This window comes from Nocardia mexicana NBRC 108244 (assembly GCF_001613165.1).
Classification (GTDB): domain Bacteria; phylum Actinomycetota; class Actinomycetes; order Mycobacteriales; family Mycobacteriaceae; genus Nocardia; species Nocardia mexicana.
The window spans coordinates 85,237-108,073 of record NZ_BDBV01000065.1; the positions used below are offsets into that span (position 1 = coordinate 85,237).

At 68.3% G+C, this 22,837-nt stretch carries 23 protein-coding genes, 1 pseudogene and 1 riboswitch; of the genes and pseudogenes, 9 read left to right on the forward strand and 15 right to left on the reverse strand.

Annotation, left to right across the window (positions count from 1 at the left end):
• Positions 1–7 precede the first annotated feature (7 nt).
• Positions 8–862 (reverse strand): SDR family oxidoreductase, encoded by an 855-nt coding sequence (locus NM1_RS25125; RefSeq protein ID WP_068024543.1) that lies wholly within the window; start codon positions 860–862, stop codon positions 8–10.
• Between the two features lie 95 nt (positions 863–957).
• Here NM1_RS25125 and NM1_RS25130 point away from each other — a divergent pair, with 95 nt between their 5' ends.
• Entirely contained in the window at positions 958–1,356 is a 399-nt protein-coding gene (locus tag NM1_RS25130) for a winged helix-turn-helix transcriptional regulator (RefSeq protein WP_068024546.1), read from the forward strand.
• Positions 1,357–1,453: 97 nt separating this feature from the next.
• Here NM1_RS25130 and lpdA read toward each other — a convergent pair whose 3' ends face one another.
• Positions 1,454–2,857, reverse strand: coding sequence for a dihydrolipoyl dehydrogenase (gene lpdA, locus NM1_RS25135; RefSeq protein WP_068024549.1), 1,404 nt, complete (start codon positions 2,855–2,857; stop codon positions 1,454–1,456).
• A gap of 114 nt (positions 2,858–2,971) precedes the next feature.
• On the opposite strand from lpdA, the gene NM1_RS25140 reads away from it, so the two are divergent.
• On the forward strand, positions 2,972–4,015 hold the full coding sequence (locus NM1_RS25140) for an AraC family transcriptional regulator (RefSeq protein WP_084520007.1): 1,044 nt from the start codon (positions 2,972–2,974) through the stop codon (positions 4,013–4,015).
• A gap of 188 nt (positions 4,016–4,203) precedes the next feature.
• Positions 4,204–5,226, forward strand: a complete 1,023-nt coding sequence (locus tag NM1_RS25145) for an NADP-dependent oxidoreductase (RefSeq protein WP_068024555.1) — start codon at positions 4,204–4,206, stop codon at positions 5,224–5,226.
• Positions 5,227–5,229: 3 nt separating this feature from the next.
• Here NM1_RS25145 and NM1_RS25150 read toward each other — a convergent pair whose 3' ends face one another.
• A complete protein-coding gene (locus NM1_RS25150) occupies positions 5,230–6,204 on the reverse strand; it encodes a dipeptidase (RefSeq protein ID WP_084520008.1) in 975 nt (324 codons plus the stop codon).
• A gap of 103 nt (positions 6,205–6,307) precedes the next feature.
• On the opposite strand from NM1_RS25150, the gene NM1_RS25155 reads away from it, so the two are divergent.
• Positions 6,308–8,374, forward strand: a complete 2,067-nt coding sequence (locus NM1_RS25155) for a prolyl oligopeptidase family serine peptidase (RefSeq protein ID WP_068024561.1) — start codon at positions 6,308–6,310, stop codon at positions 8,372–8,374.
• A gap of 19 nt (positions 8,375–8,393) precedes the next feature.
• On the opposite strand, the gene NM1_RS25160 is transcribed toward NM1_RS25155, so the two are convergent.
• The 11 genes from NM1_RS25160 to NM1_RS25210 form a co-directional block, all read right to left on the reverse strand.
• Positions 8,394–9,254 (reverse strand): alpha/beta hydrolase family protein, encoded by an 861-nt coding sequence (locus tag NM1_RS25160; RefSeq protein ID WP_068024564.1) that lies wholly within the window; start codon positions 9,252–9,254, stop codon positions 8,394–8,396.
• 79 nt (positions 9,255–9,333) lie between these two features.
• Positions 9,334–11,037, reverse strand: a complete 1,704-nt coding sequence (locus NM1_RS25165) for an NAD-binding protein (protein WP_084520009.1) — start codon at positions 11,035–11,037, stop codon at positions 9,334–9,336.
• Positions 11,038–11,091: 54 nt separating this feature from the next.
• Positions 11,092–11,724, reverse strand: coding sequence for a TetR/AcrR family transcriptional regulator (locus NM1_RS25170; RefSeq protein WP_246011184.1), 633 nt, complete (start codon positions 11,722–11,724; stop codon positions 11,092–11,094).
• A gap of 344 nt (positions 11,725–12,068) precedes the next feature.
• On the reverse strand, positions 12,069–12,854 hold the full coding sequence (locus NM1_RS25175; RefSeq protein ID WP_068024572.1) for an HAD-IIA family hydrolase: 786 nt from the start codon (positions 12,852–12,854) through the stop codon (positions 12,069–12,071).
• A gap of 38 nt (positions 12,855–12,892) precedes the next feature.
• Positions 12,893–13,513, reverse strand: a complete 621-nt coding sequence (locus NM1_RS25180) for a peroxidase-related enzyme (RefSeq protein ID WP_068024574.1) — start codon at positions 13,511–13,513, stop codon at positions 12,893–12,895.
• Complete coding sequence (locus tag NM1_RS25185; protein WP_084520010.1) at positions 13,506–13,952, reverse strand: hypothetical protein; 447 nt, start codon at positions 13,950–13,952, stop codon at positions 13,506–13,508. The genes NM1_RS25180 and NM1_RS25185 overlap by 8 nt, the downstream gene beginning before the upstream one ends.
• Positions 13,953–13,988: 36 nt before the next feature.
• Positions 13,989–14,996 carry a putative FMN-dependent luciferase-like monooxygenase gene (locus tag NM1_RS25190; RefSeq protein ID WP_068024583.1) on the reverse strand — a complete coding sequence of 336 codons (1,008 nt, stop codon included), beginning with the start codon at positions 14,994–14,996 and terminating at the stop codon, positions 13,989–13,991.
• Positions 14,993–15,739 (reverse strand): ABC transporter ATP-binding protein, encoded by a 747-nt coding sequence (locus NM1_RS25195; protein ID WP_068024586.1) that lies wholly within the window; start codon positions 15,737–15,739, stop codon positions 14,993–14,995. Before NM1_RS25195 ends, NM1_RS25190 begins: the two co-directional genes overlap by 4 nt.
• Positions 15,726–16,607, reverse strand: a complete 882-nt coding sequence (locus tag NM1_RS25200) for an ABC transporter ATP-binding protein (protein WP_068024590.1) — start codon at positions 16,605–16,607, stop codon at positions 15,726–15,728. The genes NM1_RS25195 and NM1_RS25200 overlap by 14 nt, the downstream gene beginning before the upstream one ends.
• Positions 16,588–18,423 (reverse strand): ABC transporter permease, encoded by a 1,836-nt coding sequence (locus NM1_RS25205; RefSeq protein WP_068024593.1) that lies wholly within the window; start codon positions 18,421–18,423, stop codon positions 16,588–16,590. The genes NM1_RS25200 and NM1_RS25205 overlap by 20 nt, the downstream gene beginning before the upstream one ends.
• Positions 18,424–18,428: 5 nt before the next feature.
• Positions 18,429–19,589: an ABC transporter substrate-binding protein gene (locus tag NM1_RS25210; RefSeq protein ID WP_068024596.1), complete on the reverse strand. Its 1,161-nt coding sequence runs from the start codon at positions 19,587–19,589 to the stop codon at positions 18,429–18,431.
• A 79-nt stretch (positions 19,590–19,668) separates the two neighbouring features.
• A riboswitch (SAM riboswitch) is annotated at positions 19,669–19,784 on the reverse strand.
• Positions 19,785–19,922: 138 nt separating this feature from the next.
• Between NM1_RS25210 and NM1_RS25215 the strand changes: the two genes are divergently transcribed.
• The 5 genes and pseudogenes from NM1_RS25215 to NM1_RS44825 all read left to right on the forward strand — a co-directional run bounded on the left by NM1_RS25215 (position 19,923) and on the right by NM1_RS44825 (position 21,707).
• Positions 19,923–20,261: an ArsR/SmtB family transcription factor gene (locus NM1_RS25215; RefSeq protein ID WP_114699530.1), complete on the forward strand. Its 339-nt coding sequence runs from the start codon at positions 19,923–19,925 to the stop codon at positions 20,259–20,261.
• A gap of 3 nt (positions 20,262–20,264) precedes the next feature.
• On the forward strand, positions 20,265–20,714 hold the full coding sequence (locus tag NM1_RS25220; protein WP_068024599.1) for an SRPBCC family protein: 450 nt from the start codon (positions 20,265–20,267) through the stop codon (positions 20,712–20,714).
• Positions 20,715–20,745: 31 nt separating this feature from the next.
• Positions 20,746–21,072 (forward strand): annotated as a pseudogene (locus tag NM1_RS43100) (SLOG cluster 4 domain-containing protein); the annotation flags it as partial.
• Positions 20,985–21,404 (forward strand): PPOX class F420-dependent oxidoreductase, encoded by a 420-nt coding sequence (locus NM1_RS25225; RefSeq protein ID WP_068024602.1) that lies wholly within the window; start codon positions 20,985–20,987, stop codon positions 21,402–21,404. The pseudogene NM1_RS43100 and the gene NM1_RS25225, both read left to right, overlap by 88 nt.
• 222 nt (positions 21,405–21,626) lie before the next feature.
• Positions 21,627–21,707, forward strand: a complete 81-nt coding sequence (locus NM1_RS44825; protein WP_507762182.1) for a hypothetical protein — start codon at positions 21,627–21,629, stop codon at positions 21,705–21,707.
• A 32-nt stretch (positions 21,708–21,739) separates the two neighbouring features.
• Here the strand turns inward: NM1_RS44825 and NM1_RS25230 are convergent, their stop codons facing one another.
• Positions 21,740–22,717, reverse strand: coding sequence for an NAD(P)H-dependent flavin oxidoreductase (locus NM1_RS25230; RefSeq protein WP_068024606.1), 978 nt, complete (start codon positions 22,715–22,717; stop codon positions 21,740–21,742).
• Positions 22,718–22,837 lie beyond the last annotated feature (120 nt).

A 22,837-nucleotide genomic window follows, 5' to 3' on the forward strand; every position in this document is an offset into this window, starting at 1 on the left:
ACAGGTCCTAGGCGTTCAATCCGGCCCGGAACACCTCGGCCGCGGGAGTCGATGCCCGGCCGAGCAGCTTCTGCAGGTCGCCGCTGGTCACGTCGAGCAGACCGGCGTCGATGCCGGTATCCGCGTCCGCGAGCACCTGTGCGTATTCGCCGGGCAGCCCGGACTTTTCCAGGGCCGCGGCGTAATCCTGCTGCGGGAGATCCTGATACCGCACCGGCTTCCCGGACACCTCCGAAATCACCTGCGCCAGATCCGTATACGTCAGGCGCTCATCACCACCCAGCTCGTAGATCTGCCCGGCGTGCCCCTCGGTGCCGAGGACTACCGCAGCGGCCTCCGCATAGTCGGCCCGTGCCGCACCCGCGACCCGGCCATCGCCCGCAGCGCCGTACAGCACACCGCCCGCTACGGCGGGCGCCAATCCGCCGTAGTAGTTCTCCCAATACCAGCCGTTGCGCAAAATTACGTGCGGCACAGCGGATTCCGTGAGAACCGCCTCGGTGCCGCGGTGCTCCTGCGCCAGGATCATCTCGTTCTCGGTGGCGAGCGGGATGCTGGTGTAGGCCAGCAGGTCCACCCCCGCCCGCTCGGCGGCGCGAATGACATTGGTGTGCTGATCTACTCGCGCACCGAACTCGTTGCCGGAGACGAGCAGCACCCGATCCACGCCCGCGAGCGCGCGATCCAGCGCCTCCGCGTCGTCGTAGGACGCCTGCCGGACATCGACGCCGCGGTCGGCGAGATCGGCCACCTTCGACGGATCCCGGACGATCGCGACGACCGGCCCGTCTCCCCGGCGCAGCAGCGCCTCCACGACGAGACGGCCCAGCTGACCACTGGCTGCGGTGACGGCGACGGTCATGTCTACCTCCTGGTTACGTACGGAATATCTAGCACTAACTATTAGTTAGTACACGATATTCCATTACTACCAGACGAATGAGTAGCATCAAACCCATGACCACCCGGCAGACCACCGCGGCGGACGCCTCCGACCCGACGCTGGAGGCCGACGTCTTCGCCCGAAACTGCACCTCACGCCCGGTGCTGCAGAACGTCGCCAGCCGCTGGGGCACCCTCGCCCTGGTCGCGCTGCGCGAGGGCCCCTTCCGCTTCAGCGCCCTGCGCCGCCGCGTCGACGGCGTCAGCGAGCGCATGCTGTCGCAAACCCTGCAGGCCCTGGAGCGCGACGGCATGATCCACCGCGAGGTCCAGCAGTCGATCCCGCCCCGCGTCGAATACACCCTCACCGACCTCGGCGCCCGGGTCGCCGACCACCTCGAGGCCCTGATCGTCACCCTGGAAACCAATATGGACACGGTCCACGAGGCCCAGGCGGCCTACCACCGCGAATAACGGTCGCCTATGACGAGCAGACAGCAAAACGCCCTCCGGTCCGAAAACCGAAGGGCGCCTTGAATGTAACCGCGATCCGGGATCGCCGCCGACAGGATCAGAAGTTGATCATGTGTCCCGCCAACCCGTGGATGGCCTCCTGCAGGGCCTCGCTCAGCGTGGGGTGGGTGTGCACGTTGCGGGCGAGCTCGTTGACCGTGAGGTCCCATTTCTGGGCCAGGGTCAGTTCGGGGAGCAGTTCGGAGACGTCGGGGCCGATCAGGTGGCCGCCGAGCAGTTCGCCGTACTTGTTGTCGGAGATCAGCTTCACGAAGCCGGTGGCGTCGCCGAGGCCGTGCGCCTTGCCGTTGGCGGTGAAGGGGAAGTTCGCGACCTTCACGTCGTAGCCCTCGTCGCGGGCCTGCTGCTCGGTGAGACCGAAGCTGGCGACCTGCGGCTGGCAGAAGGTGGCGCGCGGCATCATCCGGTAGTCGCCCAGCGTCATGGTCTCGGCGCCGCCGATGGTCTCGGCGGCGACCACACCCTGCGCCTCCGCGACGTGCGCCAACTGCAGCTTGGCGGTGACGTCACCGATGGCGTAGATGTGCGGCACGTTGGTGCGCATGTAGTCGTCGATGGCGATGGCGCCGCGATCGGTCAGCTGCACGCCGGTGTTCTCCAGGCCGAAGCCCTCCACCCGCGGCGCGAAACCGACGGCCTGCAGCACCTTGTCGACGGTGACGGTCTCGACCGCGCCGGACTTGTTGTCCTTGATCGAGACGGTGACCTTGGTGCCGTTGTCCTCGATGGACTGCACCGACGCACCGGTGGTGATGGTGACGCCGAGCTTCTTGTACGCCTTGGTGATCTCCTTGGAGACGTCGGCGTCCTCGTTCGGCAGGGCGCGGTCGAGGAATTCCACGATGCGCACGTCCACGCCGTAGTTCTTCAGGACGTAGGCGAACTCCATGCCGATGGCGCCGGCGCCGACGACGAGGATCGAACCCGGCAGATCGCGGGTCAGGATCTGCTCCTCGTAGGTGACCACGTTCTGCGACAGCGAGGTACCCGGCAGCAGCTTGGTGACGGTTCCGGTGGCGATGATGGCGTTGTCGAAGGTGATCGACTCCTCGCCGCCCTTGGTGAGGGCGACCGACAGCGAGTTCGGGCCGGTGAACGTCCCCTTGCCGTCGAACTCGTCGATCTTGTTCTTCTTCATCAGGAAGTGGACGCCCTTGACGCGGCCGTCGGCCACCTTGCGGCTGCGGTCGAATGCCGCGCCGAAGTCGAAGCTCGCCTCGCCGGTGATACCGAACGTCTTCGCTTCCTTGGTGAACAGGTGCGCCAGCTCCGCATTGCGCAGCAGGGCCTTGGACGGGATACAGCCCACGTTCAGGCACACACCGCCCCAGTATTTCTGCTCGACGATCGCTGTTCGCAGGCCGAGTTGAGCGGCGCGGATCGCGGCGACGTAACCGCCGGGACCAGCACCGAGAACGACGACATCGTAGTGGGAAGTCACGCCTGCGAGCCTAACTCCGCCGCCCGCCGCGAGCCCACCCACCTCCGATAAGTTGCAGTAACTTCACTCACTTCCCCGGTTGCCGGGTTTGCCCGGATCGCTACCGTAGGAGACGTGAGTGACAGCGCATCCGGTTCCGCACCGCTGAACCCGATCGCCGACACCGCCTCCACGCACCTGACGCGGCTGGTCCTGGACTCGGCCCGACGCGCGGGCGCCGCGGCCGATCAGCTCGCCGCCGTCGACGGCACGGGCGCCGATGCGCTCGCGGGTGAACTCAACCGGATTCCGCTGCGTTCGCTGCTGCGGCTGTGGGAACTGGTGGCGACCGCGCGCCCGGGGCCGGGTGCCGGGCTCGCGGTGGCCGCGGCCGCTCCGCTCGGGACCCTCACCACCTGGGACTATCTGGTCACCAACGGCCCCACCCTGGCCGATGCGCTGCGGGCCGCCCAGCCCTATCACCGCCTCGTGACCGGCGAGGCGGAGGGCTTCGACCTGCACCACGACGGTGAGCTCACGGTCGGATTCCGCACCTCCGCGGGCGATCCCGCGGTCGCTGCGGTGATCAACGAGTACGTGCTGGCCTACTATCTGCGCCGCGCCCGCGAGGCCACCGGACGTGCGGTCGTGCCGACCCGCGTCACCTTCGGCCATCCGGCGCCGCACGATCGTGCCGCGCTGTCCGAGGCATTCGGGACGTCCGACATCGAATTCGACGCTCCCGCCGACAGCATCACCTTCACTGCCGCCGATGCCACCGCGCCGCTGCCGCACGCGGATCCGCAGCTGGCGGATCTGTTGCGCAGCCATGCCGATCTGGTGCTGGCGAGTTCCCGGCCGGTCCCCGGACCGCTGGAGACGTTCCGCGCCGCACTCGCCGCAGAACTCACCGTCGGACCTCCGGCGCTGGACGCCGTCGCGGCCCGCTTGGCCCTCAGCCCGCGGACCCTGCAGCGCCGGCTGGCCGATCACGGCACCACCTGGCGGCACGAGGTCGACCTGCTCCGCTACGAGCGCGCGAAATACCTTCTCGAGCAACAACATTCGACCACGGAAGCGGTGGCGCGCAAACTCGGCTTCGCCGACGACCGAGCGCTGCGCCGCGCCTACCGCCGCTGGTCGGGCAGCTCACCCACCGAGCACCGGGCAGCGGGATAGGGCCAGGCCCACCCCGCATTTCCGGCATGCTTTCGGCCGGAATCAAGCATGGAACCCCAGCGCACGGGATTGGCGGGACGGGTCCGGTGGGTGACGTCTGCGGCCCTGGGATGCGGGGGTGGGCGTTCTTAATGTCGTCGGTAGCACCGGGTCGACCGATCCGGGACCGATCTCGAAAGGCTTCGATCATGTCGAACCCGACCACCACACTACCCCGCGTCACTCGCGAAATCCATTTGGCCGCAAGGCCTTCCGGGGCTCCGACCGCCGACAACTTCGCGGTGGTGGAGCGGGTGATTCCGGAGCTGGCGGAGGGCCAGATCCTGGTCCGCAATACCTGGATGTCGGTCGATCCGTACATGCGCGGCCGGATGGACGACACCCCGTCCTACATCGCCCCGTTCGAACTGGGTGCGCCGATGGAGGGCTCGGCGGTGGGTGAGGTGACCGCCTCGCGGTCCGCCGACATTCCGGTGGGCACGGCCGTCACCCATTTCCTCGGCTGGCGCGAGCACACGGTGCTGGACGCCGCCGCCGCGACCCCGATCGACACCACGCTGGCCGCACCGCGGGACTACCTCGGCCCACTCGGCACCACCGGGCTCACGGCCTACGCGGCACTGACCGATATCGCGCCGGTCCGCCCGGGCGATGTGGTCTTCATTTCCGCGGCCGCCGGGGCGGTCGGCAGCGTCGCGGGCCAGATCGCTCGCAAGCTGGGCGCAGCCCGGGTGATCGGCTCGGCGGGCGGCCCGGTCAAGGGGAAGGCGCTGACCGAGAAGTTCGGCTTCGACGCGGCACTGGACTACCGGGCCGGCGACCTCGACGGTCAGCTGGCCGCCGCCGCACCGGACGGCATCGACGTCTACCTCGACAATGTCGGCGGCGAGCACCTGCGGGTCGCGCTGGACGCGATCCGGCCGCACGGACGGGTCGCACTGGTCGGAGCCATCGAGGGCTACAACGGTGCCGCGCAACCCCTCCCGAATCTGTTCACCGCCGTGAAGCGCGAGGTGACGCTGCGCGGCATGCTGGTCAACAGCTACCTCCAGAACTTCGGCGAGTACATCGCCACGGCCGCGCCCTGGCTCGCCGACGGCACCCTGCACACGGAATCGACGGTGTACCAGGGGATCGAGCAGGCACCGGCGGCGTTCCTCGGGGTACTGTCGGGCGCCAATGTGGGAAAGATGTTGGTGCAGTTGGGATAAGCGCTAGCGCCACACCCGCCTCGCCACCCGCAGGAAGTTCCCGCCGAATACCGCCGCCCGATCCGCCTCGGTGAAACCGCGACGTGCCAGCACCGCATCCAGCCCGGGCACCTCCGCAGCGCCGAGCAGATCCTCCGGCGGCGTCCACTGCAGCGGACCCCAGCGGGTGTAGTCCTCGGAGAAATTCTCCGGGGCGGCGGCGATCTCGGCGTTGAACTGGTCGGCGTCGAAGGAGAAGTCCGAGCCGATGCCGATGTGCTCGATCCCGACCAGATCCGCGCCGTAGACGAGATGATCGGCCATCGCCTCGATGCGGGCGGCGCGCTCATCGGATCCATTGCAGCCCAGGAAGATTCCGACGCCGTTGATGCCGATGACACCACCCGTGCGGGCACACGCGCGGGCCTGGGCGTTGGTGATATTGCGCGGATGCGCCCAGAGTGCCGCGAAATTGGAGTGACTGTAGATCATCGGCTCGGCGGTGACCTCGGCGATATCGAGGCCGGTACGCACGGAGCAGTGCGAGCCGTCGGCGAACACACCCACCTCGTTGAGCGTGCGGATCAGGTCGCGGCCGTAGGCGGTGAGGCCGGTATCGGCGGTGTCGAGACAGCCGCCGCCGGCGGCATTGGACTGGTTGTAGCTGGGCAGCAGCGAGCGCACGCCCAGGTCGTGGAAGAGCTTGACGTTGTCGAGATCGCCGCCCAGCGGACCGGAATCCTCCAGATCGAACGCCAGGGCGATGGTCCGATCGTCGCCGACGGTGTCGTCGACGGATTCGACGAGCCGGAAACGCCCGTCCGCCAGCGCGTCCCGGCGGAACTGCCGCACCAGGGCGAGCGCGTCCGCCGTGGACTGCGGGGCGTACCCGACATTCACCGATAGGTACGAGCCGAGCGGGTAGCGCGCCAGCTCGGTGATGTCGGCCGACGGCAGCAGCGGCAGGCAGCAGTGCTGTTCCCAGAAATAGTGCGGCAACCGGACCTCCTGAGCGCGGTGGCAACGACGCCGCAATCGTAGGGGCAATGCTCACCGGAAATGGGCAGAGACGGTTCACCGGCGGAAAACGGCGTCGGCAACAATGTCAGGCATGAGTGTCGAGGAGCAGCAGACCGATCCCCACCTGTGGCTGGAGGAAGTGACCTCCGACCGCGCGCTGGACTGGGCCCGCGCGCACAACGAGGTGGTGGTCGACCGTTTCGCCACCTCCGACCGGTTCTCCGAACTCGAGCATCGCATCCTCGACATGCTCGACACCGATACGCGCATCCCGTACCCGGCGCGGCGCGGCCGCTGGCTGTACAACTTCTGGCGCGACGCCGAGCATCCGAAGGGCCTGTGGCGGCGCACCACCTTCGCCGAATACCGCACCGAGAACCCGAGCTGGGAGGTGCTGATCGATCTCGACGAGCTGGCCGCGAACGAGGAGGAGAACTGGGTCTGGGGCGGGGCCGCGGTGCTGCGCCCCGAGCAGTCCCTGGCACTGATCAGCCTGTCCCGCGGCGGGGCCGATGCGAAGGTGGTCCGCGAATTCGACATGGCCACGAAGCAATTCCGCGAGGAGGCCGACGGCGGCTTCTACCTCCCGGAGGCCAAGTCGCAGCTGCGCTGGATCGACGCCGACACCGTCTATGTCGGAACGGATTTCGGCCCCGGATCCCTGACCGAGTCGGGCTATCCGCGAGTCGCCAAGCGCTGGCGGCGCGGCACGCCCCTGACGCAGGCGGAGACGGTGTTCGAGGGCGAGCCCGGCGATGTCATGGTGTCGGCCGGTTACGATCGCACCCCCGGTTACGAGCGGCACTACGTGGCCCGCGCCACCGACTTCTTCAACGAATCGGTGTACCTGCTCGAGGAGGGCGACACCCTCCGCCATCTCGACGTGCCGACCGATGCGTCGGAGTCCTGGTACAAGGATTGGCTGCTGGTCCGGCTGAAGTCATCCTGGGAGGTGGGCGGCGCCACCTATCCGGCGGGCGCTCTGCTCGCCATCGACTTGAACGAATTCCTCGATGGCGCACGGAATTTCGAGGTCGTATTCACCCCCGACGCACACACCTCCCTGCACGGCTACGGCTGGACCGAGAACCATCTGCTGCTCATCACCCTCGAGGATGTGCAGACCAAGCTCTACGTGCTCACCCCGGGTCCGGGCGGCTGGGCGCGCGAGCCGCTGGCCGACGCCCCGCCGATGGCCACGACCAATGTCATGAACCTCGACCCGCTCGAGGGCGGTGACGAATTCATGCTCACCACAAGCGGTTTCACCACTCCCGCCACCCTCCTGTCCGGATCGGTGGGCGGTCCGGCGGAACCGCTGAAGCAGGAGCCCGGATTCTTCGACGCCGACGGCATCGAGACCGAGCAGTTCTTCGCCCGCTCCGACGACGGAACGCCGGTGCCGTACTTCGTGATTCGCCACCGCGACCGCAGGGACGAGCCGGGGCCGACGGTGATGTCCGGTTACGGCGGCTTCGAGGTGTCGCGCACCCCGGCCTACAGCGGCGCCTCCGGAATGGGCTGGCTCGAGCGCGGCGGCACCTGGGTGATGACCAATATCCGCGGCGGCGGCGAATACGGCCCCGAATGGCACACCCAGGCGCAGAAGGAGAACCGCTACAAGGTCTACGAGGACTTCTCCTCGATCGCCAGGGATCTGGTCACACGCGGGATCACGACCCCGCAGCAGCTGGGGGCGGTGGGCGGCAGCAACGGCGGGCTGCTGATGGGCGTCATGCTCACCCGCTATCCGGAGCTGTTCGGCGCCATCGTCTGTCAGGTTCCGCTGTTGGATATGAAGCGCTATCACCTGCTGCTGGCCGGCGCCTCCTGGGTTGCCGAGTACGGCGACCCGGACGATCCGAAGGAGTGGGAGTACATCAGCGAATACTCGCCGTATCAGAACACGAGAGCCGATCGGACCTACCCGCCGATCCTGCTGACCACCTCCACCCGCGACGACCGCGTCCATCCCGGCCATGCCCGGAAAATGGCCGCGCGCCTGGCCGAAGAGGGCCACACCACCTGGTACCACGAGAATATCGAGGGCGGCCACGGCGGCGCGGCCGATAACAAGCAGATGGCGTTCCAGGCCGCGCTGATCTACGAGTTCTTCACGCAGATGCTGATGGAGGACCGGAAAGGCTGAGCGCCCCAGCGCTTTTCGGTCACAGGTCCCGGATCCACCGCTCGATGCGGTCGACGGTGGTCCCGGGATCGGTGATCCAGCCGTTGTGCCCGTGCGGCTCGGGCTGGTGCCAGGCGGTGGTGCGGGCGTTGGGCAGCTTCTCCAGCAGGTGGGCGGCGGAACTGCGGGGAGTCAGATCGTCGCCCTCCAGCGTGATCGACAGGACCGGCAGCTTCAGGCGGGCGATGCGCTCCTCGTAGTCGATATCGGCGTCGACGGGGACGAATCGGCCCGTGCGCGCCAGCCGCGCCCAGTCGGAGATCAGCACCTTGGACTGCCGCCCGAACCCGCCCGCGGTGATCCGGTCACCGGGCCAGAAACCGGCCAGGTTGGCGGTCAGCGAGATGGCGGCCGGGCCCAGCAGCATGGCCGAGCGGGCGATGCCGCCGTAGCCGCGGAAGTAGGGCGTGCCGGAGGCGACCAGGATCAGGCCGCCCAGCCGCCCGCGGACGCGGGCCGCGTACATCACGCCGAGCTGCCCACCCATGCTGTGCCCCAACAGAATCGGGGTACTCGCGGGGAAGCGCTCGCGCACCACCTCGAAGATCGCCGGGAAGTCGACCGATACGAGTTCCTGGTAGCCGTACGCGCTGCTGGGGCTCGGCTTGGGGCGGCTGTCGCCGTTGCCGCGCAGCTCCCCGATCGCCACGTCGAAGCCGCGGCCCGCCAGCTCCCGCGCGAAGTCCCCGTAGAAGACCCCCGGCACGCCGAGCCCGGGGATGATCACGACCACCGCGCGCGGCGCGTCCGGGGTGATCGGATGCCGATGCGCGCCGCGGGCCGGTACCAGCCGCACCGGCACCGTGCTCCCGTCGGTCACCTGGATCGGAATCGTCTCCATGCGCGCACGCTACCGCGCGGCGGGCAGGCGCGGCCGGACGGCGGCACCGCATCCGGCCGCATCACCGTGGGGCCCACGATCACGCGACGACCGGATCCGGCTCGACCGGATCGTCACCCGGCCGGGCCGAATCACCACCTGCGCTCTGCTCCAGCAAGTGATCGAGGCCGGTCCGGTTCGAAACCACCACGAGCTGATTTCCCGCCTCCAGCAGGGTCTCCTGGTCCGGCTGCCACTCCAGTTCGGCGCCGACGACCGGCTGCAGGGCCAGCACCCGGGTGTGGACGGGCAGGCCCGCGGTCCGGATCGGCTTGCCGACCAGCGACGACCCCGCCTCCACCGGAACCTCGGCGACCATCAGCGTGCCGCCGTTGATCGATAGCGTCGCGATCACGCGGCGCTCGGCCATGGCCGCGGCGAAACCCTCCGCCGCGAGCTGAAAGACGCTGCGCACCAGGACCGATCCCCCGAGGCTACGCTCGACCCGCTGGGCCAGGTCGTCGTCGGACAGGCGCAGCACCACCTGCAGGTCCTCGCGATGGGCCTGGTGGTAGGACTGGCCGAGCAGCGCGGCCTCGAGATTGACCGCATCGCTGCTGGTGACCAGCACCAGTGCCCGCGCCCGCGACACCCCGGCCGCCTCCAGCGTGTCCTCCCAGGTGGCCTGGCCGATCACCACCGGCACACCCAGCGTGCGCGCCAGCGCGATACCGCGCGCGTTCTCGTCGTAGTCCAAGCCGACCACGCGCACACCGAGATCGCAGAGCTGCTCCAGCACGCGCATACCGACATTGCCCAGCCCGGCCACCACCACGTGGTCGTTGAAATCCGAAGGCTCCGGCCCGATCTGCTCCGACAGCTGGGCGCGCAGCACCCCGCCCACCACCATCGCGGTGACGACCGGCGTCAGGGCGAGACCGATGAACACGACTCCGACCTGCAACACCTTGAAGATCGGCTCGCGGTCGCGCTCCGGCTGCGCCGCACCCGCGGCATCCAGCAGCGTCTCGTATACGGCATCGCCCCAGGCGTTTCCGAACACCACCATCAACCCGCAGCCCAGCACGACCAAGGTCAGCATGGCCAGCATGAGCCGAATCAGATTGTTGCGGAACAGATATCGGAACCGCAGCAACCATCGCCTGCGCCCGTTCGGCAGATACGGCGCCCGCCCGGCCAGCGCCAGTGCCCGGGAATCGCTGCGCGTCGACGCCAGCATGCGAATATCCCCCGACGGCGATTCCGCCAGCCCGCACACCACCGTTCCGTCCGGCATGCCGGAGGGTCCCGTGACATACAGCGTTCGTTCGCCCAGCCGCAGGTAGTCCAGGGCCTTCTCGCCCAGCGCGGCCGCGATGAACGACGGTGCGGCCATCTCGGAAATCGACAGCACCACGCAGTCCGCGAACAGGGTGCGGATACGGAAACCCAAGCCGGTGTTGAACATTCGGATCACCAGCCGAATATCGGGGTTGATCTCGTACGCCCGCAGCGCGGCGTGGAAGTTCTCCACATCCGCCTGATCGACCAGCGCCAGTGCCCGCGCCTCGGCGACGCCGGCCACCCGCAGTGTCTCCTCGTCCAGCCTTTCCGCGCACAGCACGCGTACCCGCTCCAGCCGCTCCAGCTGCGGAACGTAACCACCCCGGCGGTTCGGGATCACGACGGTCACCACGGCATCGGCGAACCGGTCGACCAGCTGCGCTGCCAGCTGATACACCAACGGATTATCCCCGCAGACAACAAAACTCGGGGAGTGCTCCCCCACCTCAACGCCTGTCACACTGGAATGCTAGAGCGAATCACCAGCACACGACCAGCTTTGCGGGCCTACAGATCACGCACTGACCGCGCCGATGATCACCCGGCGCAGCACGCGGATCACATCGTCGAGGGGCGGGCGCGGCTCCGCACCGCTCCAGGCGTCGACCACATAGTTGACCGCACCGATGATCGCCAGCACCCGCATCTCGTAATCGCCGGGCGGGATTTCTCCCTGTAGCGCAGCATCTTCGGCCGCGCTCGCCAGCAGCGAACCCCAGGCGCGGCGTAATTCCAGCCGGAATTTTTCCACCGTGGGCCCCGCACCGACCACTTCGACCAACGCGACACGCGCCTTACGCGGATCCCGCCCGATCGATTCGACGTAGGCGCGCACGGCCGCGTCGATGATCTCGACCGCGTTCCGATCGGATTGCTCGGCCAGCGCCGCGGCCACCGCTTCCCGCGATTGCCGGTCGATCTGTTCATAGAGCTCCAGTAGCAGCGATTCGCGCCCGGTGAACTCCTCGTAGAACTGTCGTGAGGAGAGTCCGGCATCTTTGCAGATGGCGCCGACCGAACTATTTCCATAGCCGTCGCGTGCGAACACCGTCAGCCCGGACTCCAGAAAACGCGCACGTCGCTGCCGCTGCCGGTCTTCTACGGGCTGCCCGGCGTACATCCTGCCCGCGTTCGTTTCCTGTGACATCGCGCCAGACAATACCTAAGCGCCCGATCCACAAGGTAAGGATCGGGCGCTTCGTTAACTGGACGAATTCCGATAACGATAGCTGAAAGTTGTCTACCGGACTTGTATCGATTTCGCGACGCGCCCGGCGGTAGATATCCAATTGTCGGCCGGACGCAGACCAGAACGGCGAGGGCCCAACCCCCTCATCCGGATCAGGCCCTCGCTGCCACCGCCGGTGAGTCGAGCTCCGAAACGGAGTTACCAGCGGTTTGCCTGTCCACCCTGGACGATACTCACCGCCGGGCGATTTCGCGACATTTTGAAGGAGGTTTCTAGAAGTATTTCTTGTTACTCGCGCGTTTTCACTTCGAGAACTCCACATGCAGCAGAGCGGGCAAGTCGGCCACGGAATCGAGGACGTGATTCGGCTTCCCCGGAGCGTCGTCGAGCACGGCCTGCCGGAATTTCCCGGTTCGCACCAGCGCCCCGGTCATCCCGGCCTGCTGGGCCGCCAGCACATCCGAGTGCAGATCGTCGCCGATCATCAGCAGCTGCTCCGGGCGCAGGCCCAGCAGCTCGGCACAGGCGTGGAAGCCGGTCGCAGAGGGCTTGCCGATCACCGTGATTCGCGATCGCCCGGCCGCCTCGAGACCCGGCAGATACGCCCCGGTGTCGATCCGCAGGCCGTCGTCCGTCGCCCAGGTCATGCCGCCCTGCATGGCGATCACGGGCACGCCGTCCAGCATCGCCTCGACCACCGCACTCAGGGCCCGGTGGGTGAATTCGGCGCCGGCGCCGCCGATGACGATGACGTCCGGATGTTCCGCGTCCAGGGTCAGCCCGCCGAGGTCCTCATCGATATCGCCGTGATTGAGCACCCAGACGCGCGCGTCCGGATGGTGGCGGTGCAGGTATTCGACGGTGAGCCGCGCGGCCGTGACAATTTCCGACCGGTCCACCGAAATCCCTGCGGCACAGAGCCTTTCGGAGATCTCCGCGCAGGTGGCCGAGGTGGTGTTGGTGAGAAAGGCCCGGCGCAGCCCGGCCTCGCGCAGACAGCGCACGGCCTCGGCGGCGCCGGGAAGCGCCCGCCACGAGGTCACCAGCACGCCGTCGATGTCGTACAGCACGCCCTGGATGCCGGACATACCTCCACACTACCGGCCAAGATCGCGCCGCAGCGGCGTCAAGCCTCCTCGGGTATCTCCGGCTCGCCCAGGGTGAGCATCAGGCGATTGGCCCACGAGAACGATGCCGTGGCGAGCACCAAGTCGTGAATCTCGTTGTCCGCGAGTCCTTGTGCACGCAGCCTTTCCACATGCGACCGGGTCGCGCGCGGCGGATTGGCGGCCAGGGCGTCGGCGAAGTCGATGATCGCGTTCCAGCGCTCGTCGAGGCGGACCCCGTTCCCCTCGTCGAGCAGCCGCTGCACGTCGTCGCCGCGTTTGGACAGTCCCGTGGTCAGCCGGGAATGCACCGAGGCGCAGTAGACGCAGCCGTTGTGGCGGGAGGTGACCGTGGCGGCCAGCTCGCGTTCGGCCCGCGGCAGCTCACCGTCGCGACCGTAGAAGATCTCCTTGTCGTTGGCGCTGCGCTCGGCCAGCACCGCCGCGTTGAGCGCCAATACCCGGAAGTACGGGCCGATGCCGCGGTCACCCGCCAGCAGCGGGCGCTGGGTGTCGTCGGCGTCGGCCAGGCGGACCGGTTCCACCCACGGAACCCAGTCGAGTCGTCGCTGGGTGAATTCTGTGGCGCGCCAATCGCTTTCGACGCTGCGCACCTCGCTGCCGAGTCGTGTCTCACTCATCTGCCGCTCCGATCACGCCGAGCCCGGCCAGCAGCCGGGCCTGATAGTGCACGTAACCGATCAGCTGCGACACCGTCACGATGTCCCGATCCGAGAGCCCGACGGCCGCCAGGGCGTCGATATCCGCGCGGCCGAGGGATGCGGGCACCTCGGTGACCCGGGCCGCGTGCCGCAGCACCGCGGCGAGCACCGGGTCGCCGGGATCCGGACGGCCGCCCTGCGCGGCATAGTGGGCGGCGAGTTCGGGCGCACCGGCCAATTCGGCCACCGCCACGGCGGTCGCGATCAGGCGATCCCGCCCGACCGCGGCGGTCGCGGGTCCGTCCAGCAGCGCGTCGTACACACCTTGGGTGTGCGCGAACACCGCCGGGCGTGCACGACGCACCTCCCGCACCGCCTCGGCGCGCTCACCGAGGACGGCATCGATCACATCGGTCACGGCAATACCTCTCTGTCACACTCTATTTCGCCCCGCTCAGGCATGCGGTGACCAGCCCAGTTGCGGTGCAACCTTGCTCGCGATCAGCTCGATCGATCGCAGGACGGCCTCGTGTCCCGGCGTGGCCGGATAGACCTGCACGACGACATCGGTGGACCCGGCCAGAGCGGTGTCGGACGACATGCGTTCGACGACATCGTCCGGGGTGCCGATATACGAGTCGCGCAGCGCCTCGGCCACGGTCCGCGCCGGATCGGGTCCGCCGCTGCGGCGCAGGTGCGCGAGATAGCGTTCGGTGCTCCGCTCGGCGAGCGCGACGGCTTCGGCCCGATTGTCGGCGACGAACACGCTGCGGGAGGCGCCGATTCGCGGTGGCACGCCCGCGGGAAGCGCCGCGTGGTACGCGTCCAGCAACGGCTCCTGAACCTCCCACAGGGCCGCCTCCGGCGCCACCGGATCGCGGGGCTGCGTTCGCGACAACAGCAGGCCGTCACCCGCCGTGCCCGCACGGTGCGCGCCCGAAGCGGAGAATGTGGCCTGCCACAGGCGTTTCCGCAATCCGTCCCCGGGCGGATTCAGTGTCCTTTCCCCGACCAGCGGGGCGCCGCCCAAGGCGGCGTTCACCCGGGCCAGCTTGTCGGCATACACCCGCTGCCGGTCCGCCCCCGCCACCTCGAAGAGCTCGAAGGCATGCGCGGAACCGCCTGCGCCGAAACCCAATTCGAAGCGACCCCCGGACAGCACATCCAGTACCGCGGCGTCCTCGGCCACTCGGACCGGATCCTCCAGCGCCAGCGTGACGATGCCGGTGGCGAACCGGATCCGCGTCGTGCGGGCGGCCGCGTGCGCCAGGAATACGAACGGCGATGGGAGCCCGCCCTCGTCCGCGTCGAGGTGGTGCTGGGCGACCCAGGCCACGTCGTAGCCGAGCCGTTCGGCGAGTTCGATCTGCTCCAGCGCCTCCCGGTACACGGTCGCCGCATCCTCGTGCGGCCCGCTGCGCACCAACCGGGTGAACAGGCCGAGCCTCTTGGTCATCGTCATTGCGCCACCTTTCCGAGATACGCATCGCGCACCGCCGGATCGTCGATCAGATCTTCCGCGGCGCCGCGCAGCACGATCTCGCCGCCGCGCAGCACGTTCGCGGTGTGGGCGATGGTCAGCGCCAACTCGGCCTGCTGTTCGACGATCAGGATCGCCAGCCCCAGATCGCGGTTGAGCCGGGCGATTTCGTCGAGCACACGATCGACGAACAGCGGCGACAGGCCCATCGTCGGCTCGTCCATGCAGATCAACCGGGGCCTGCTCATGAGCGCCCGGGCGAAGGCCAGCATCTGTTGCTCGCCGCCCGACAGGGTGCCCGCCGCCTGCCCGCGCCGCTGCGCCAGCCGCGGAAAGTGCTCGAACAGTTCCGCCGCCCGCGCCGCCAGCACGGCGCGGCGTTCCTTGCGGATGTAGCCGCCCACATAGAGGTTTTCCTCGACGGTCATCGCCGCAAACACCCGCCGCGCCTCGGGGACCGACGCGAGCCCGGCCGCGATTCGGGCCGCGGGTGGCGCGCCGGTCACGTCCCGGCCGTCGATGCGCACCGTGCCCGAGGTCGGACGCAGCAGGCCCAGCGCGGTCTTCATCGTCGTCGACTTGCCGGACGCGTTGCCGCCCAGCAGCGAGACGATCTCACCGGGCCGAATCCGCAGCGATACCTCGTTCAATGCCCGCGATGGCCCGTAATGAACTGTCACGCCGTCGAATTCGAGAATCGGCAGGGCATCGTCAGACGGTGACATTCGGCACCGCCTCCCGTGTCGCCGCCCGGCGGCGGCCCAGGTATGCCTCGATCACCTTGGGGTCGTCGAGCACCTCCTCGGGGGTTCCCGCGGCGATGATGCGTCCCTCATCGAGCACCAGCACCCGGTCCGACAGTTCGTGTACCAGATCCATCTTGTGTTCCACCAGCACCACCGTGGCGCCCTGCTCCTTCAATCGCGCCAGCTGCCTGCCGATCTCGGCGGTCTCGGTCTGATTCATTCCGGCCGCCGGTTCGTCGAGCAACAGCAGCGCCGGTTCCAGCGCCAGCGCCCGCGCGATCTCCGTGCGCCGCCGATTGGCATAGGACAGGGTGTGGGTCGGATGCTCGGCACGTGGGGTCAGCCGATCGCCGAACCGGGCCAGCTGCGCATCGATGCGTGCCTGCGCGTCCCGGCGTTCGGCCCGCACCCGCGGCGTCGGCACCAGGGCCACCGCGACCTCCGCGAGCAGCGCCGCCCAGCGCAGCACCGGGTAGCGGGTCAGCGATCGGAGCGGACGCGTCGCGCGCAGCGTGGTGTGCAGGCCGATATCGACGTTGTCGCGCACACTCAGGTTGCCGAATACCCGGCCGTTCTGGAAGGTCCGCGCGATACCCGCGGCCGCGGCGGCCTCCGGGCTGCCGTGCCGAATGCGCCTGCCGTGCACCAGGATATCGCCGGAATCGGGCTTCAGGATGCCCGAGATCAGGTTGATCGTGGTGCTCTTGCCGGACCCGTTCGGTCCGATGACGGAGACGAATTCGCCGGGGGCGACCGAGAAGTCGATGCCGTCGACGGCATGGACGCCACCGAACGAGCGGCGCAGTCCGGATACCGTCAGCACCGAATCATGCTGTGACAGGGACACGTTGCCTCCTCACCAGAATGCCTTGCGGCCGGAACCGGATGATCAACAGCAGCACCACGCCGTAGAGCACGATGCGGGCCTGCGGTGCCAGGCGCAGCGCTTCCGGCACACCGATCAGCACCACCGCGCCCAGGACCGCACCGTACGGCGATGCGGTGCCGCCGAGCACCAGAATCGTCACCACCAGCAACGACATCGACAGGTTGAACACGGTCGGATCGATGTAGGAATACTGATGCGCCAGCAGCGCGCCACCGATCCCGGAGAAGAAGGCGGCCAGCGCGAATGCCAGCGCCTTGTAGTCGCGCGCCGCGATTCCCGATGCGCGCGCCGCGAGTTCGTCGGCGCCGACCGACCGGATCGCGGTGCCCAGCCGTGACCGCTGGATGCGGACGATCACCGACAGGGTCGCCGCCAGCAACACCAGGTCGAGTACGAATACGGCGCCCTGCGAGGCGAATTCGTAACCGAACAGGCTGGGCGCCGGAATCCCGAAGATCCCGTAGCTGCCCTGCGTCACCGGCTCCCAGTTGCGGATGAGCGCGACCGTGACGATCCCGATGCCGAGCGTGGCGATGGCGACGTAATGTCCACCGAGCTTCCACAGCGGCGCGGCGAGCACCGACGACACCACGGCCGCAACGACTCCCGCCGCCAGCAAGGCCGGAAGGAATGCCCAGTGGTAGGTGACGGTGAGGACCGCCGAGGTGTATGCGCCGATCGCGATCGGACCCGCCTGCCCGATCGCCAGCTGGCCCGCCGCTCCCGCCACCAACGTCATCGATACCGCGATGATCGCGTAGGCCAGAATCTGCGTCCCCACCGACAGCGCGTAGCTGTCGGCCACCAGTGGGATTGCGATGCCGGCCACGGCGAATACGAGTACGACGTGCCACCAGCGGACCGGCAATTCCCGCCCGGCGCCCAGGAAAGTGCCGGTCATCGGCTCGGATTCGATGGCGGGCGGCCGCGCCAGGAGTCCACCCGGCCGCAGTACCAGGAAGATCACCAAGAGACCGAAGGTGATCAGATCCCGGTATCCGTCTCCGAGCCAATAGATTCCGAACGCCTCGACTGTCCCGAGCACGAACCCGCCGAGCACCGCACCTGGCAGCGACCCGAGCCCGCCGACGGTGGCCGCGACGAATCCCGTCATTCCCACGATGCTGCCGCTGGTCGGGGAGATGTTGGAGTTGTACAGGCCGACGAATATGCCCGCCAGCCCGCCCAGGCCGGAGGCGATCGCGAACGACAACACCTGGATTCGGCTCACACCGATGCCCATCTGCACGGCGGCATCGGGATCCTGCGCGGTCGCCCGGATCGCCAGGCCGAATCGGCTGAAGCGCAGGAACGCCCAGAGCCCGGCCATCGCCGACAGGGTCAGACCGAACATCACCAGATCCGAGGTGCCGAACCGGACGCCGCCGATCTGGAAGTTGTTGGTGGGCAGCACCTGTGGGAACGGCCGGGTGTCCGGCCCGAACACGATGGCCACCACGTTCTCGATGATCAGCCCGGCCGCCACCGTCGCCAGGAGCGCCGCGATCGCGGGTGCCCGGCGCAGCGGATGCACCGCGATCACGTCGATGGCCACGCCGAGCAGTGCGGTGGCCGCGACCACCAGGATGATCGCAAGCCACAGCGGCACACCGTGTTCGGCGATCAGCCACCAGCCCAGGACCGATCCGAAGGCGAAGATCGCCCCGTGGGCGAAGTTGATGACGTTGCTGACCCCGAAGATCAAGGTGATGCCGACGGCGATGAGCGCGTAGGCATTTCCATGGACCAGCCCCGCGACGAGCGTGTCGAACACGGCGCTTACCGGCCCTGTGCGGCGGCGGGTACGAATCGCCCGTCGCGCAATTGGAGTTCGATCGGCTGCACGCCGCTGGGCCGCCGGCTCTGCTGATCGAACGCGAAGGACGGTCCGAGGCCGATGCCGCTGAAGTCCTTGACGTCGCGCAACCCCTGCACGATGCCCTCGCGGGTAGCCCCGCCCGCCCTGGCGGCCTTCACCAACACCTGGATGGCGTCGTAGGCGTAGACATTGAAATCACCTGGGTCGGTGCCGAATTCGGAACGGAACCTGGCGGTGAACTCCTGAACTCGCGGGTCCGGATCGGAGGGGCTGAAAATGCCGCTGATGATGTCGCCCTCGGCCGCCGGACCGGCCAGCTGGATGAACTGCGGAGTGTTCTGCCCGCCGTAGAACGGCCCGGTGAATCCGACATCGCGCAGCTGCTTGATCACCAGCGCGCCGTCCGGCCCGTACCCGAGGTGCACGACCGCATCGGGGGCGGCGTCACGCGCCTTGATCAGGATCGGCCGGAAGTCGGTGGAGTCGGGCAGGATCGGGGACGAATAGGCGATATCGATCCCCTTGTCCTTCGCCGCCTTCTGGAAGTATCCGAACGACTGCTTGCCCCAGTCGGTTTCGAGATACACCACCGAGACCTTCCGGCCTCCGGCCTGCCGTACCCACTGCGCGTTGCGCTCCTGGTACACGTCCTGGGTGATGGACGGGCTCCACGAGTAGTCACCGCCCTTGGTGAAGTCGGCCGCGGAATTGGTGAATCCGTACTGCAGCAGCTTGCCCCGGTTGTACACCGGCGAGGCGGCGATCGAGGCGGGCGAGGAGAAGTCACCGAGCTCGGCGATGATCGACCTGTCGCCGACGAACTTGGTGGCGATCGGCACCGTCTGCTTCGGATCCGACTGCGAGTCTTCCCATTTCAGCGCGACCTTCTTGCCGTTGATCCCGCCCGCGGCATTGACCTCCCGCAGCGCCAGATCGAAACCCTGCTGCCACAGCCGCCCGTATTCGGCGGACTGCCCGGTCCTGGGGCCCGACACCCCGAAGTAGACCGTGTCGCTCGCGCCGGAATCGCTGCAGCCGGACAGCAATCCGGCCGCCAACGCCGCCACCGCGGCACCCGTCACCCACCGCAGCCGCTTCGGCCCGGTCCACGTCCCACTCATCACCGGATTTCCTCTACATCCCTGCCGGAGCGGGCGCACGACCGCAACCGGCCGCGTAACCACGCGCCGGGCGTGCGAACAACAGCGCTTGCCGGACCCGTGCGGGCTCGGCCAGGTCGTCACCCGGGGCACCCCACCGCTGCGCGAGGGTTGCCGATCAGCGAGCCGGGGCTCGAGACGCTGATACTCGTGACCTTCGAAGATCAAGGTAGCCAGCCCGCAGATACGAGAACAGGTTTCGGCTCGAGGTGACGCGAAAGGGTTGCCGGGGAGCGGGCAGCAATAGTTAAGTCTCTCCTTGACTATCCGCCGCCGCTCCCTATACTCAAGTAGGTGCTTAACCGATCGGAGCGGCTGGATCTCATCTTCCGCGCGCTCGCCGACCCCACCCGCCGGGCGCTGCTCGAGCGGCTGACCAGCGGACCGGCGGCGGTCAGCACGCTGGCGCAGCCGCTGGACATGTCGCTGGCGGCGGTCGTCCAGCACCTGCAGGTACTGCAGGAGGCGGGGCTGGTCCACTCCGAGAAGGTCGGCAGGGTTCGCACCTGCCAGCTGGCACCCGATGCGCTGCGCTCCGCCGAACAGTGGCTACATGCGCGCCGCACCGGCTGGGAGCACCGGCTCGACGCGCTCGGCGCGGTGCTCGCCGAGAACACCGAAGACAAGGAGTAGGTCATGACACAGCATTCCGTCGTCCACGCCACGTTCACCCACGAACGCGAGTACCCCGCCGCCCCCGCCGAGGTGTTCGCCGCATGGTCCGATCCGGAGACCAAGGCTCGCTGGTTCGCCGGCGGCAACGGGCGGCACGAACTCGACTTCCGTGTCGGCGGCCGCGAACTCGCCGCGGGCACCCACGACGGCAACGAACTGGCCTTCGAGACCACCTATCACGAGATCGTCCCCGGCGAGCGCATCGCCTACACCTCCACCATGCGCAGCGGCGACACGGTGACGACCGTATCGGTCACCACCGTGGAATTCGTTGCGGCAGAATCGGGTACGCGCCTCACGCTCACAGAGCACGGCGCCTACCTCGACGGCCACGAGAAGCCGGAATGGCGCGAACACGGCACCGGCGACCAGCTCGACGCCCTGGGCAAGGAGCTGACCACCGGGCGATGAACCACCCACCCATCCAGTTCGCGGCCCGCGCGACTGCACCGACACCGAGGCCGCCCACGCCGCCGAGGTCGGCCACCTACTGGCCGAGGCCGGGCCGACCGTCCTCTGCGGCGGCGGCACCGGCGTGACGGCGGCGGTCGCCGAAGGAGCCTCGCGCGCAGGCGGTCTCGTGATCGGGCGAATCCTCCTCGCTGAGCCCACACGCCAGGTGCACCTACCCGACGCCCGGGGTGGCGGAATCTTCGACGCCGTGCGGCGGTTACACCGTAGATGGTGGGGAAACCCGAGGCGGTCCAACTCGACAACGCGACCCGAATGCTGGTGGAAGGCAAGAACTTCGCCACCGTCGCGACATTGAACGCCGACGGGTCGCCACACACCTCTGTGGTCTGGCTGGACGCCGACGACGGCGCGGTCGTGTTCTCCACCACGACGAATCGCCGAAAGGGCCGCAACCTGGCCCGCGATCCCCGCGTCAGCCTCACCGTCATCGACGCCGAAAACCCCTACCGCACAGTCGATATAGCAGGCATCGCGGAGCTGATCGACGACCCCGAGAAGACCCTTCCGATGCGCCTGTCCCACAAGTACGTCGATGCGGACCCACCGCTCGAACCGAATACCGTGCACCGCCTGATCGTCCGAGTAACCCCACACCGCATCACCGGGTTCACCGGCACGAGATCCTGACGCGATCCCCTACCGACCGTCCACCTTCGGACACGCGACAACCCGACAGCTCTCGATGAAGACCCACACCGCCGGACCGGATGACCCTCGCGTTCGTCGAAAGCGCCTTCGGCATGCAGGGACAGCGCTTCGGCACCATGCTCTCCATGATCGAGGCGGGAAGCCTGCATCCGGGCCGGATCGTCTCGCGCACAGTGGATCTCGACGGAGGGCAGCGGCATCCTGGAAGACTTCTACGGTTTCATGGCGCAGGAGATGCCCGCGCTCATCGAGCGCTGGCACCAGTTGTACAAGCGCGGGTAGTCCGTAGCGGGCTCGATGCCGACGGCGGCGATCTATCCCGGCGCACTCGGGCGTCCACCGAGGCGGGCGAGAATCCTCTCGGCCGCGGTCGCGATCGCCGGGACGATATCCGCGGCGGGCTCGACGGATGTCACCAGGCCGACGCCCTGGCCCGCCCATACGGGAACCGCAGTGAGGTCGTTGCGGGCCGCGAACTCTCGGTACTCGCGCCGGGCCGCCTCGTCGGCCCGTAGTTCGTCGTCGCGGTCTCGCCACTCGTCCAGGAAGTCGTTGCGGAGAGTACGGGCGGGATAGCGGTCCGGCCAGGGGGACTCGCGAGCGATGTCCAGGGTGCGGTTGCGTTCGGTGTCGGCGCCGTGGGCATCGAGCAAGGCCTTGCTGACCTCGGCCGATACCAATGCCTCCAGGCTGGCCTCGAATCTGGTGCCGATCAGCGCGCCCGACGCGCCCAGCGCCAGTGCGGCGGCCAGTCCGCGGCCGTCCGCGATGCCACCGGCCGCGAGCACCGGTGTCGCACCGGCCAGGTCGACCACCGCCGGAACGAACGACATCGTGCCCATGGGTTTCCCGCCGCTGTGCCCACCGGCGTCACGACCCTGGGCAACGATGATGTCGGCGCCGACATCCACCGCGCGGCGGGCCTCGTCCATATCGGTCACCTGCACGATCAGCTTCGTATTCGCGGCACGAATCCGGTCCGCGAACGGTGCCGGATCACCGAACGACAGCAGGACCGCGGCGGGCTCGAACTCCAGTGCCCAGGCGAGAACGTCGGGGGTCAACCCCCAGAGGAGAAAGCCGATACCCCAGGGCTTCTCGGTCGCGTCACGCGCGAGCGCCAGCTCCGGTGCCAGCTTCTCGCGGTCGCCTCCGCCACCGCCGATCAATCCGAGCCCGCCGCCCTCGGAGACCGCCGCCGCCAGTGCCCCTCCGGCCACGCCGCCCATCGGAGCCAGCGCGATCGGATGCCGAATCGACATGTTCTCGGTGAAAGCGGTCTGCAGAGTCATGCTCCTCAGCCTGACAGGACAACTCCCGTCCGTCACCGGCAGCGGACCGTGGTTCAGCACTCGGCTGTCTTCGTCCGGATATGACGAAGGCCCCCAACAGTGTTGGGGGCCTTCGTGAAC

Coding starts and splice junctions, on each gene's coding strand:
- NM1_RS25220 (WP_068024599.1), top strand. CDS start 20,265: ATGACACAGCATTCCGTCGTCCACGCCACGTTCACCCACGAACGCGAG.
- NM1_RS25160 (WP_068024564.1), bottom strand. CDS start 9,254: ATGGAGACGATTCCGATCCAGGTGACCGACGGGAGCACGGTGCCGGTG.
- NM1_RS25175 (WP_068024572.1), bottom strand. CDS start 12,854: ATGTCCGGCATCCAGGGCGTGCTGTACGACATCGACGGCGTGCTGGTG.
- NM1_RS25155 (WP_068024561.1), top strand. CDS start 6,308: ATGTCAGGCATGAGTGTCGAGGAGCAGCAGACCGATCCCCACCTGTGG.
- NM1_RS25230 (WP_068024606.1), bottom strand. CDS start 22,717: ATGACTCTGCAGACCGCTTTCACCGAGAACATGTCGATTCGGCATCCG.
- NM1_RS25145 (WP_068024555.1), top strand. CDS start 4,204: ATGTCGAACCCGACCACCACACTACCCCGCGTCACTCGCGAAATCCAT.
- NM1_RS25195 (WP_068024586.1), bottom strand. CDS start 15,739: ATGTCACCGTCTGACGATGCCCTGCCGATTCTCGAATTCGACGGCGTG.
- NM1_RS25225 (WP_068024602.1), top strand. CDS start 20,985: ATGGTGGGGAAACCCGAGGCGGTCCAACTCGACAACGCGACCCGAATG.
- NM1_RS25170 (WP_246011184.1), bottom strand. CDS start 11,724: ATGTCACAGGAAACGAACGCGGGCAGGATGTACGCCGGGCAGCCCGTA.
- NM1_RS25190 (WP_068024583.1), bottom strand. CDS start 14,996: ATGACGATGACCAAGAGGCTCGGCCTGTTCACCCGGTTGGTGCGCAGC.
- NM1_RS25210 (WP_068024596.1), bottom strand. CDS start 19,589: ATGAGTGGGACGTGGACCGGGCCGAAGCGGCTGCGGTGGGTGACGGGT.
- NM1_RS25180 (WP_068024574.1), bottom strand. CDS start 13,513: ATGAGTGAGACACGACTCGGCAGCGAGGTGCGCAGCGTCGAAAGCGAT.
- NM1_RS25130 (WP_068024546.1), top strand. CDS start 958: ATGACCACCCGGCAGACCACCGCGGCGGACGCCTCCGACCCGACGCTG.
- NM1_RS25125 (WP_068024543.1), bottom strand. CDS start 862: ATGACCGTCGCCGTCACCGCAGCCAGTGGTCAGCTGGGCCGTCTCGTC.